The organism is Streptomyces beijiangensis, from assembly GCF_017315755.1.
Classification (GTDB): Bacteria; Actinomycetota; Actinomycetes; order Streptomycetales; family Streptomycetaceae; genus Streptomyces; species Streptomyces beijiangensis.
This window is the reverse complement of the sequence record NZ_JAFLRJ010000483.1, coordinates 1-280: the sequence shown is the minus strand read 5'-3', so window position 1 is coordinate 280 and position 280 is coordinate 1. Positions and strand designations below refer to the sequence as shown.

Annotated in this window: 1 pseudogene; it reads left to right on the top strand. The window is 79.3% G+C overall.

Annotated elements, in window-relative coordinates:
- Nucleotides 1-280, top strand: a pseudogene (locus tag J0695_RS35505) (S-methyl-5-thioribose-1-phosphate isomerase); the annotation flags it as partial.

The window sequence follows — 280 nt, the reverse complement described above, 5'->3', positions numbered from 1 at the left end:
GGATCGCCGGGGCGTACGGGGTCGCGCTCGCTGCCGTACGCGGGTACGACGTGGACGAGGCGACCGCGCTGCTCGCGGGGGCGCGGCCCACCGCCGTGAACCTCGGGTACGGGGTGCGGCGGGCCGCCGACGCGTACCGGGCGGCGCTGCAGGTGGACGGCGACCCTCAGCGGGCGGCCGGTGCGGCGCTGGCCGCTGCCGTGGCCCTGCACCGGGAGGATGCGGAGGCCAGCGCGCGGATGGCCGCGCACGGGCTGACGCTGCTCGACGAGCTGCTGCC